Source organism: Isoptericola sp. NPDC057391, from assembly GCF_042668085.1.
GTDB lineage: Bacteria > Actinomycetota > Actinomycetes > Actinomycetales > Cellulomonadaceae > Isoptericola.
In genome coordinates this window covers 1-10,113 of record NZ_JBHVBO010000153.1, presented here as the reverse complement: position 1 = coordinate 10,113, position 10,113 = coordinate 1, and the positions used below count along the sequence as shown (strand labels likewise).

Here is a 10,113-nt window from a genome sequence, read left to right as displayed (position 1 = left end):
CGCGGACCGGGGGCCGGGCTCGGGCGGGCCGGTCAGCGACCCAGCACGCCCCGGGTGGCGACGTCGGGCCGCAGGTCCAGCCGCCGCAGCAGCTGCGCGTTGAGCGCCACCACCACGGTGGACAGCGACATCAGCAGGGCGCCGACGGACATCGGCAGCACGAACCCGACCGGGGCGAGCACGCCCGCCGCCAGCGGCACGGACAGCAGGTTGTAGCCCGCCGCCCACCACAGGTTCTGCTTCATCTTGCGGTAGCTGGCCCGCGACAGCTCGATCACGGACAGCACCGACCGGGGGTCGTCGCTGGCGAGGATGACGCCCGCCGACGCGATGGCCACGTCGGTGCCGGCGCCGATCGCGATGCCGACGTCGGCCTGGGCCAGCGCCGGGGCGTCGTTGACGCCGTCCCCGACCATCGCGACCCGCTTGCCCTCGGCCTGCAGCTCCGCGACGCGCGCCGACTTGTCCTCCGGCCGCACGCCGGCGAAGAACCGGTCGACGCCGAGCTCGTCGGCCACCGACCGCGCCACCGCCTCGGCGTCGCCCGTGATCATCACGACCTGCACGCCCAGCCGGTGCAGGGCCTCGACCGCCTCGGCGGACTCCGCCCGCACCTCGTCCGCGAGCTTCAGCCCGCCGACGACGGCGCCGTCGCGCAGCACGTGCAGGATGATCGCGCCGTCGCCGCGCCACGCCTCGGCCTCCGCGACCTCGTCGGCCCGCTGCTCCTCGAGCAGCCGGGGGCCGCCCACGCGCACCTCGTGCCCGTCCACCGTCGCGACGACGCCGACGGCGGGCGACGACGAGAAGTCCGTCGCGCGCGGGACGTCGAGGCCGCGGGCCTCCGCCGCCCGGACGATCGCCCGGGCCAGCGGGTGCTCGCTGTCCGCCTCGGCGGCGGCCGCAAGCGCCAGGACGGCGTCGCCGTCCAGGTCGCCCGCGCCGGTGCCCGACGTCGCGACGTCCGCGACCGTCGGCTCGCCCTTGGTCAGCGTGCCGGTCTTGTCGAAGAGGACGGCGTCCACGGTGCGCATGCTCTCCAGCGCCAGGCGGTCCTTGACGAGGACGCCGCCCCGGGCGGCCCGCTCGGTGGCGATGGAGACGACCAGCGGGATGGCCAGGCCCAGCGCGTGGGGGCAGGCGATGACGAGGACCGTGACGGTCCGGACCACGGCGTCGTCCGGCAGGCCGAACGCCGTCCACGCGATCGCGGTGACGACGGCGGCGCCGAGCGCGAACCAGAACAGCCAGCCCGCCGCGCGGTCCGCGAGGCGCTGCGCCCGTGACGACGACGCCTGCGCCTCGGCGACCAGGCGCTGGATGCCGGCGAGCGCGGTGTCGTCGCCGGTGGCGGTGACCTCGACCCGCAGGCCGGAGTCGGTGGCGACGGTGCCGGCGGTGACGGCGTCGCCCACGGTGCGCCCGACGGTGCGCGACTCGCCGGTGACCATCGACTCGTCCATCTCGGCGCGGCCGTCGACCACGCGACCGTCGGCAGGGACGCTGCCGCCGGGGCGCACCAGGACGACGTCGCCCACGCGCAGGTCCGACGGCGGCACGGTCACGACCCGCTCGCCCTCCACGCGCTCCGCCTCGTCCGGCAGCAGCGCGGCCAGCGAGTCGAGCGCCGAGGTGGTCTGCGCCAGCGAGCGCATCTCGATCCAGTGGCCCAGCAGCATGATCACGACCAGCAGCGCCAGCTCCCACCAGAAGTCGAGCTGGTGGTCGAGCACGCCGAGGCTGGCGCCCAGCGAGGCGACGAACGCGACGGTGATCGCCAGGCCGATGAGCAGCATCATCCCGGGCTTGCGGGACCGGAGCTCCGACACCGCCCCCGTGAGGAACGGCCGCCCGCCCCACACGTAGATCACGGTGCCGAGCACCGGCGAGACCCAGTCGACCCATGCCGCGTCGGGGAGCTCGTAGCCGAGCACCATCGCGAACATCGGCGACAGCGCGACGGTCGGCACCGCCAGCGCCAGCATGATCCAGAACAGGCGGCGGAACTGACCGACGTGGTCGCCGTGGCCTGCGTGGCCGCCATGACCCGCGTGGCCCCCGTGGCCCGACATGTCGTGGCCGGCGTGGGCGTCGTGCGCGGTCGTGTCGTGGCCCGCGTGCGCGTCGTGACCGCCGTGCGCGTCGTGCCCCTCGTGCGCGTGGTGGTCGTGCTCCAGGACGCGCGCGGTGTCGGGACGCCGGTGCCCCGGGTGCTGGTCGTGAGAGGAGTGGTCCACAGCTCGATCCTTGCCTCGGACGGACGGGTTCGCGATTGTGATCGATACCCCCGCGGGGTATCTCTGTCGGCAACCATATACCCCCAGCCGGTATTCCGCGATCCCCTGCGACCCGGCTGCCGGACGCCGGGGCCGGGAACAATCCCGCGGGGGGCCGCGTTGGGCCAGGGTCTCCCGTACACCGTACGAATCGAGGTCCCGTGCCCCAGCCCACCCCCCAGGTCTCCACCGCCACCACCACCGACGTCATCAGCGCGATCGTGGAGGAGCAGGCCGCCCTCGACGCCGCCTGGTCGCGACGCGCCGCGGTGCTCGGCGACCTGGAGGTCACGCTCGCGTCGGCACGCCCCGAGGACGCGGCCGCCCGGGCGCGGATCGCCCGGCTGCGCGCCCGGCGCGCGGAGCTGCGGGCGGCGGACCACGGCCTGGTCTTCGGGCGGCTCGACGGCGACGACGGCTCGGTGCGGCGGCTGGGCCGGGTCGGCCTGCCCGGCGCGACCGAGGACGACGAGCCACTGGTCGTGGACTGGCGCGCCGCCGTCGCCCGCCCGTTCTACACGGCGACGCCGGTGGACCCGCAGGGCGTGCGACGCCGCCGGCACGTGCGCACCCGCGGCCCGGAGGTGGTCGGCGTGGACGACGAGCCGCTCGACGGCGGCCTCGACGAATCCGGCCTCGTCGGCGAGGGAGCGCTGCTCGCCGCGCTGGACGAGCGGCGCACCGGGCGCATGGGCACCGCCGTCGCCACCCTGCAGCGCGAGCAGGACGACGTCGTCCGCGCCGACGCCCGCACCCCGCTGGTGGTGCAGGGCGGCCCGGGCACGGGCAAGACGGTCGTGGCGCTGCACCGCGTCGCCTACCTGCTGTTCGCGCAGCCGCACCTCGCGGAGCGCGGCGTGCTCGTGCTCGGGCCGTCGACGCGCTTCCTCGACTACATCGCCCAGGTGCTGCCGGCGCTCGGCGAGACGGCGGTCGTCTCGGCGACGTGCGACACCCTCGTGCCGGGCGTCCGGCCCACGCGCGCCGAGGGGCGCGACGTCGCGGAGCTCAAGGGCCGGTCGTCGTGGCTCCCGGCCCTGCGCCGGTTCGTCGCGTCGCTCGAGCCGGACGACGGCCCGCTCGCCCTCGTGCTCGACGGCGAGGAGTACGTGCTGCCCGCGGCCCAGGTGGCGGCCGCGCGCCGCGCCGCGGCCGGAGCGGGCTCGTACCACCGCGCCCGCGATCGGGTGACCGACCGCGTGCACGACCTCCTCGTGGACGCCGTCGCCGACCGCCAGGCCGAGCTGCTCGCCCGCGCCGAGGAGGGGTTCGAGGACGTGCTGGGCCAGTTCGACGCCCGGCTCGCCGCCGCCGACGACCGCGCCGTGCCCACCGGGGCGACCGGCTCCGACGTCGACGGCGTGCTCTCGGACGCGGACCTCGAGGCGCTGCGCGAGCGCGTCGCCGCCGACCGCGGCGTCGCCGCCGCGCTCGACGCGTGGTGGCCGCGCCGCGACCCGGAGGCCGAGCTCGCGCGCCTGCTGCACGACGCGGACCTCCTGGCCGCGCACGGCGCCGACCTCACCGCCGCGGAGGTCGCGCTCGTCGTCGCGGAGCCGGCCGGCGGGGCGGACGGCTGGGCGAGCAGCGACGTCCCGCTGCTCGACGCGCTCACCGACCTGCTCGGCGACCCCGACGAGCCCGCGTCCGCACCGGATGACGACGGCCCGGGCCACGACGGCGTCTTCCTCGCCCCGCGGGCCGCCGCCCGCCGGGACTGGACGTACGGGCACGTGGTGGTGGACGAGGCGCAGGAACTGTCCGGCATGCAGTGGCACATGGTGGTGCGCCGCTGCCCGACCCGCTCCGTCACCGCCGTCGGCGACATCGACCAGGCGTCGTCGGCGCACCGGCAGACCGACTGGGGCGAGGCCGTGGGCGACGCCCTCGGCGACCGCTGGCGACGGGCCGACCTGACGATCTGCTACCGCACCCCGCGGGAGGTCATGGAGCTCACCGTGCCTGTGCTGCGCCGCGCGGGCAGCCGCAACGCCCCGCCCCGCGCCGTCCGGTCCGCGCCGGTCGCGCCCTGGCGCGCCACGGCCGACGACGCCTCCTGGCCCGGCGTCGTCGCCGAGGCCGTCGCGGGGATGGCCGGCCGGTACGACGGCGGCACGGTGGGCGTGGTCGCGCCCGCGGCCCGGCTCGCCACGCTGCGCGAGGTCCTGCCGGACGGCGTGCCCGCGCTGTCCGCGACGGACGCGAAGGGCCTCGAGTGGGACGCCGCCGTCGTGGTCGACCCCGACGGCATCGCGGGCGAGCCGCGCGGCTGGAACGGGCTCTACGTGGCGCTCACCCGGTGCACGCAGGAGCTGGCCCAGGTGACGGTTCGCACCCTCTGACCTTCCTCAAATCGCCTGCGGGCGCCCGGTCCCCGCCACGAAGATGACGACGCGACATCAACCGCACGTGAGCTGTGAAGCGAGGAACTCCCATGCGCGTCCTGGTGACCGGAGGCGCCGGGTACGTCGGGTCTCACACGGTGCTCCGGCTGCTCGGGGCCGGGCACGACGTCGTCGTGGTGGACGACTTCTCCCGGGGCGCCCCCGCCGCGCTGGAGCGGGTCGAGGTCCTGGCGGGTCGGCCCGTGCCGGTGCACGTCTTCGACGGGGCCGACATCGACGCCCTCGAGCGGCTCTTCGACACCGAGGGCTTCGACGCCGTGCTGCACCTCGCGGGCATCAAGAGCCCCAGCGCGCGCGGTGTGCGCCCGCTGGACAGCTACGAGACCAACCTCGGCACCACGTTCACGCTGCTGCGCTGCATGGCCTGGTACGGCGTCGACCGCCTCGTCGTGTCGTCGTCGGCCGCCGTGTACGGCGAGGGCCGCGACCTGCCGCACGCCGAGGACGCGCCGCTCGCGCCCACCGGGCCGGTGGGCCGCAGCCACGCCATGAACGAGCAGATCCTGCGCGACGTCGTGGCCGACGCCGGACCCGCCCTGCGGGTGGGCGTCGTGCGGCACTTCTCCGCCGCGGGCGCGCACCCCTCGGGCTCGCTCGGGCCGGACCGGACGGGCGCGTCCGCGAGCCTGCTCACCGCCGTCGCGGAGGCCGCCGCCGGGCTGCGCGACGGCCTCGAGGTGCACGGCGTCGACCACCCGACCCCCGACGGCACGGCCATGCGCGACTACGTGCACGTGGACGACCTCGCCACCGGGTACGTCGCCGCGCTGGCGGCGCTCGGCGACGCCGAGGACCAGCTGTCCACGTGGAACCTCGGCAGCGGGCGCCCCACCAGCGTGCTCGAGCTGGTCCGCGCGTTCGAGAGCGTCACCGGCCGCACCGTGCCGTACCGCGTCGGGGCACGTCGGGAGGGCGACGTCGCCGTGTCGTACGCCGACCCCGCCCGCGCGGAGGCCGAGCTCGGCTGGCGCGCCTCCCGCGGCATCGAGGACATCTGCCTCGACCTGTGGCGCTGGCACCAGCGCAACCCCACCGGGTACCCGACGGCCCTCGCGCCGTCCGCCCCGTGGCGCGGCGGCGTCGGCCACCGCCTGCGGCTCGTCTCCGCCGTCCCGGCCGCCGCGGCCTGGTAGCCGTCAGTCCTTCGTGTCGCGGTAGTACCGCAGCGCGCCGGGGTGCAGCTCGACCGGGTCGGTGAAGATCGCCCGCACCCGGTCGAGGTTGGCCGCAGACGGCACCTGCGTCGCGATCTGGCCCCGCGCGTCGAACAGCGTGGACACCAGCGTGCGCGCCTCGGCGTCGGGCATGTCGGAGCGCACCATGAGGAAGTTCGGCACCGCGAGCGTCTCGACCACCCGCGACGACCCGTACATGCCCTCGGGCACGATGCCGTGCCGGTAGCCGCTGCCGTACCGGGAGCGCACCTCCTCGACCAGGTCGCCCAGGGGCACGAGCCGCACCGGGACCTCGTCGGCGAGCGCCGTCAGACCGGGGGTGCGCAGGCCGCCGGACCAGAAGAACGCGTCGATCTCGCCCGCCCGTAGCGCCTCGAGCGAGGCGTCGAGGCCCAGGCGGGCGTCCGAGAGGTCCGCGGCCGGCACGTCGGCCGCCGCGAGCAGCCGGTGGGCGATGAGCGCCGTGCCGGACCGCGGCGCCCCGAGGGAGACGCGCCTGCCCCGGAGCTGGTCGATGGAGCGCACGTTCGAGTCGGCGGGCACCACGAGGTGCAGGAAGTCGTCGTAGACGCGGGCGAGCGCGCGCAGGTCGAGCGGCTCGTCGAACTCGCCCTCCCCCGCGACGGCGTCGCGGGCGGCGTCGGCGGCGCTGAACGCCACCTGCGCGGTGCCGTCGTCGAGGCTCTGCAGGTTCTCCACCGAGCCGCCCGTCTCCGCCACCTCGACGGGCACGTCGTAGCGGTCCTCGAGCACCTGCGCGACGGCGGTGCCGTACGCGTGGTAGATCCCGGTCGACCCGCCCGTGGCCACGGTGAGCGCGTCGGGGCGCTGCCCGTCCCACGGGTCGCCGGCGGTGTCGTCGCCCACGCACGCGGCGAGCACCGGCACCGCCAGCAGCGCCGCGACCAGCAGCGCGGCGAGGCGCGCCGCCCGGACACGCCCCGCCCTCACGACGTCACCTCGGCCGCGGGGTCGACCGGCGCGGCGTCGGCCGCCGCCAGCGCGGGCACACGCAGCCGCACCTCCAGGCCGCCGCCGTCCGGGAGCCCCAGGCGCAGCCCGCCGCCGCCCGTGGCGAGCAGCTCGGACGCGATGGCGAGGCCGAGCCCGGAGCCGCGCACCGTGCTGTGGCCGGGCGAGCGCCAGAACCGCTCCGCGAGCCGGCCCAGCTCCTCGGGCGGCACGCCCGCGCCGTGGTCGCGCACCACGACCTCGACGTCCCCGCCCGCGCCCCCGCCGGTCACCGCGACGTCGATGCGGCCGCCGTCGGGCGAGAACTTCACCGCGTTGTCGAGGACGGCGTCGAACGCGCACTCCAGCACGATCGGGTTCAGCTCGGCCCACGCGCCGCCGCCGGGGTCGGCGAAGGTCAGCTCGCGTCCGACGGCGAGCAGCCGCCAGCTGTCCACGCGCCGCGCGACGAGGTCGGCGACGTCCAGCGGGTGGGCGCCCGCGGTCAGGTTCGCGTCGTCGGCCAGCAGCAGCAGGGCGTCCAGGATGTGCGCCATGCGGATCGCCTCGGCGCGGACGTGCGCCACCTCGGTGGCGTGCTCCGGCGGCGTCGACAGGGCGAGGTCCTCGACACGCAGCATCAGCGCGTTGAGGGGGTTGCGCAGCTCGTGCGACGCGTTCGAGACGAACTCCTGCTGGCGGTGCATGGAGTGCTCCACCTGGGCGGCCATCGCGTTGAACCGCGTGATGACCTCGCGCAGCTCGGGCGGCCCCGCGGACGGCGGGATGCGCGCGTCGAGCCGCCCGCGGCCGATCTCACCCATCGCGGTGTCGACGGCGCGCACCGGCCGCAGCACCCAGCCGGCGGTGCGGTGTGCGATGACGACGGCCAGCACGCACATGGCCAGGCCCGCGGCGGCGAGGATGCCCCAGCTGGACCAGATGCTGCGGGAGACCTCCTCCGCGTCGGACACGGTGACGACGGCGCCCACCAGGTCGGCCCCGTCGTACACGGGCTCGGCGACCACCACCCGGTCGGCCTTCCACGGCAGCGCGCTGACCGCGGACTCCCCGCGGCGGCCGGCGAGCGCCGCCTGCCGTTCGTCCACCGCGTGCGGGTCGAGCCCGTTCGTGGCCCACGTGGCGCCCGACTGGTCGACCACGGCCGCTTCCACCCCGTACACCTCGCGGTAGCGGTTCAGGTCGCCCTCGACGATCGCGGGGTCGTCCGCGGTCAGCGACTGGCGGGCCGTGATGACGAGGTAGCCCGCGTCGGCGAGCCGGTCGAGGTAGACCGCCTGCTGGTTCGCCCGCGCGACGTTGCCCGCGTACGCGGTGCCGAGCAGCGCCAGCACCAGCACGCAGGGCACGAACAGGATGATCGCCAGCCGGGTCCGCATCGACGTCTACGCCCCCGCGCCCGTGGGCCCGCCGCCGTCGGGCGCCGCCACCCGGTAGCCCACGCCGCGCACCGTCTCCACGACGTCGGGCTCGCCGAGCTTGCGGCGCAGGGAAGCCACGTGCACCTCGAGGGTGCGGCCCAGGCCCTTCCAGCTGGAGCCCCACACGTCGCGCAGGATCCGCTCGCGCGTGAGCACCGACCCCCGCTGGCGCACCAGCAGCGCGAGCAGGTCGAACTCCTTGCGGGTCAGCTCGACGACGGTGCCCACGGCGTCGCCCACCCGGTCGCCCACGGCGCCGGCCGTACGCCGCACCTCGCGCCGCGCGAGGTCCACCACCAGGCCGCGGACGCGCACGCGCGCGTCGGCGGCCTCCGCGCGGGCGCCGTCCCACTCGCGGCCGCGGCCGCGACGCATGACGGCGTCGATGCGGGCGAGCACCTCGCGCACGTCGTACGGCTTGGTCACGTAGTCGTCCGCGCCGAGCTCGAGGCCACGGATGCGCGCGTCGAGCCGGGTGCGCGCCGTCACCATGATGATCGGGGTGTCCGAGACGCGGCGGATGCGGCGGCAGACCTCGAAACCGTCGATGTCGGGCAGCGACAGGTCGAGCAGGACCATGTCGGTGCGCGGGCTCAGCTCGCGCAGCGCGGAGGCGCCGTCACGCGCGCGGACCACCTCGTAGCCGTGCCGTCCGAGCACGGACACGAGCGCGCCGGCGACATGGTCGTCGTCCTCGACCACGAGCAGCTGCACGGGACCGTCCCTCCGTCGGGCGCCTGGAGCGCACAGGGTAGCGGAGCGTCGCACCGGCGTTCAGAGCCAGCCCACGCGCCGGAAGACGCGGTAGAGCACGACGCAGCCCACGGCGATCAGCGCCAGCGCGAACGGGTAGCCGAGCAGCCAGTGCAGCTCGGGCATGTGCGTGAAGTTCATGCCGTAGACGCCCGCGACCACCGTGGGGTAGACGAGGATCGCGGCCCACGCCGAGATCTTGCGCATGTCCTCGTTCTGCCGCACCGACACCTGCGACAGGTGCACCTGGAGCATGTCGGACAGCAGGTCGTCGTGCGCGTCGAGGTGACGGTCGATGCGCTCGACGGTCGTCGCCACCCGCTCCAGCGTGCGCCGGTCGGCGACGACGCGGCGCTCGTCGGTGGTGAGCTCGGGCAGCTCCGCGGACACCGGCAGCAGCGCCCGCCGCGCCTCCGTGATCTCCCGCTTGAGGTCGTAGAGGCGCTGCACCGGGTCCGCCGTCGTGCGGTCGAAGACGAGGCGCTCGGTGTCCGCGACGGCGTCCCCGAGCGCCACCTCCACCTCGGACGCCACGCCCACCAGGCCTAGCACGACGGCGAGCGCCACCCGCTGGGCGCCGGAGCCGTGCGTGGGGCCCGGGCCGCGCAGGCGGTCCATCGCGTGCTCGTGCACGCCCGCGTCCCCCGCCTCGAACGTGAGCACCGCGTCCGGGCCGGCGAGCACGCCCAGCTCGCCCGTGTGCACCTGCCGGTCGTGCTCGGTGAACCAGACCGTCGGGGTGAGCACCGCCACCCAGTCGTCGTCGAGCCAGCGCACCACCGCCGTCGGCCGCTTCGGCACGCCCCGCGCGACGTGCGCCTGCGCGAGCCGCTCCCGCAGCGCCGGGTCGATCTCCTGCGCCCCGGCGAGGAACGCCTCCCTGTCCGTGACGTGCAGCCACCGCGCCGGGTGGTCGTCGTCGGTGGTCGTCGTCGGCGCGCCGTGCGTCCCGACGAACCACTCGCCCGCCGGCGTCCCCTCGTCCGTCACTCCCGCATTCTCGGACGAACCGGGCCGAACGGCGCGCCGGGCGCGAGCCCTGGCGCGCGTGACGGCGGCAGTTCGTGCTCATCGCGGCAGTTCGAACTGCCGCCGCGAACCCGAACTGCCG

7 protein-coding genes are annotated in these 10,113 nt (G+C 76.1%); 2 read left to right on the top strand and 5 right to left on the bottom strand.

What is annotated here, in order from left to right; all coding sequences use genetic code 11:
* Positions 1 to 32: 32 nt before the first annotated feature.
* Positions 33 to 2,072, bottom strand: a complete 2,040-nt coding sequence (locus tag ACFUVW_RS16450; protein ID WP_430572395.1) for a heavy metal translocating P-type ATPase — start codon at positions 2,070 to 2,072, stop codon at positions 33 to 35.
* Positions 2,073 to 2,437: 365 nt separating this feature from the next.
* Here ACFUVW_RS16450 and ACFUVW_RS16445 point away from each other — a divergent pair, with 365 nt between their 5' ends.
* Together ACFUVW_RS16445 and galE are read left to right on the top strand one after the other, a co-directional pair.
* The gene (locus ACFUVW_RS16445; RefSeq protein WP_430572394.1) at positions 2,438 to 4,618 is read left to right on the top strand and encodes a HelD family protein; all 2,181 of its coding nucleotides are present in this window, start codon (positions 2,438 to 2,440) and stop codon (positions 4,616 to 4,618) included.
* A gap of 92 nt (positions 4,619 to 4,710) precedes the next feature.
* Positions 4,711 to 5,814, top strand: coding sequence for a UDP-glucose 4-epimerase GalE (galE, locus tag ACFUVW_RS16440; RefSeq protein WP_430572393.1), 1,104 nt, complete (start codon positions 4,711 to 4,713; stop codon positions 5,812 to 5,814).
* Between the two features lie 3 nt (positions 5,815 to 5,817).
* Here the strand turns inward: galE and ACFUVW_RS16435 are convergent, their stop codons facing one another.
* From ACFUVW_RS16435 to ACFUVW_RS16420, 4 genes are read right to left on the bottom strand one after another with little or no spacing between them, the layout of a single operon-like run.
* Positions 5,818 to 6,807 (bottom strand): TAXI family TRAP transporter solute-binding subunit, encoded by a 990-nt coding sequence (locus ACFUVW_RS16435; protein WP_430572392.1) that lies wholly within the window; start codon positions 6,805 to 6,807, stop codon positions 5,818 to 5,820.
* The gene (locus tag ACFUVW_RS16430; protein WP_430572391.1) at positions 6,804 to 8,207 is read right to left on the bottom strand and encodes an ATP-binding protein; all 1,404 of its coding nucleotides are present in this window, start codon (positions 8,205 to 8,207) and stop codon (positions 6,804 to 6,806) included. The genes ACFUVW_RS16435 and ACFUVW_RS16430 overlap by 4 nt, the downstream gene beginning before the upstream one ends.
* A gap of 6 nt (positions 8,208 to 8,213) precedes the next feature.
* Positions 8,214 to 8,963, bottom strand: a complete 750-nt coding sequence (locus tag ACFUVW_RS16425) for a response regulator transcription factor (RefSeq protein WP_430572390.1) — start codon at positions 8,961 to 8,963, stop codon at positions 8,214 to 8,216.
* A 60-nt stretch (positions 8,964 to 9,023) separates the two neighbouring features.
* Positions 9,024 to 9,992 carry a CorA family divalent cation transporter gene (locus tag ACFUVW_RS16420; protein WP_430572389.1) on the bottom strand — a complete coding sequence of 323 codons (969 nt, stop codon included), beginning with the start codon at positions 9,990 to 9,992 and terminating at the stop codon, positions 9,024 to 9,026.
* Between the last annotated feature and the right edge of the window lie 121 nt (positions 9,993 to 10,113).